Source organism: Pseudomonas kitaguniensis, from assembly GCF_049199985.1.
GTDB lineage: Bacteria > Pseudomonadota > Gammaproteobacteria > Pseudomonadales > Pseudomonadaceae > Aquipseudomonas > Aquipseudomonas kitaguniensis.
The window spans coordinates 1-456 of the sequence record NZ_JBLZPT010000059.1 but is presented as its reverse complement, the minus strand read 5'-3'; the positions used below and the strand labels follow the sequence as shown (position 1 = coordinate 456).

The 456-nt window shown below is 59.4% G+C and carries 1 protein-coding gene; it reads right to left on the bottom strand.

The window, feature by feature from the left end; translation table 11 throughout:
• On the bottom strand, positions 1-456 hold a 456-nt coding region (locus ACOZK9_RS27350), incomplete at both ends, for a contractile injection system protein, VgrG/Pvc8 family (protein WP_421556984.1).

The following is a 456-nucleotide window of genomic DNA, read 5'->3' as shown; positions in this document are numbered from 1 at the left end:
CCGTCAGCCACTCGCCGGGGTCGTGGCGTTGGCTGAGTCGCATCAGGTCGTCGCTGTGTTCTGCCCACAGATACCGGTAAATATTCGACTGAAGCATCTCCATCGACAGGCTCGCCGGCACTGGAACACTCAGCCACGGCGGGTCGGCAGGCAGCGAGTGTTCGCCGGGAACCGGGTTGTGGGCTATTTCCCAGCCTGCGCCGTGCCAATAACACACACTGATTTGCAAGTAGTGCAGAGCCGGTACCAGGGTCAGGTGATAACGGGTCAGGCGCTTGCCGGCTTCACCCACGCACACCTCCTCGATGCGGCCATGAATACCTTCGCCATTCAGGCCAAACTGTAAAAAAGCCGGCTGACTGAGCAGGCTCTCCAGATCGAAATCAGGGTACTCGCTGACCAGTTCAACCTGGATCGCGTACAAGCTGCTGATGGCTTCGGTGCCGTGAAACGCCA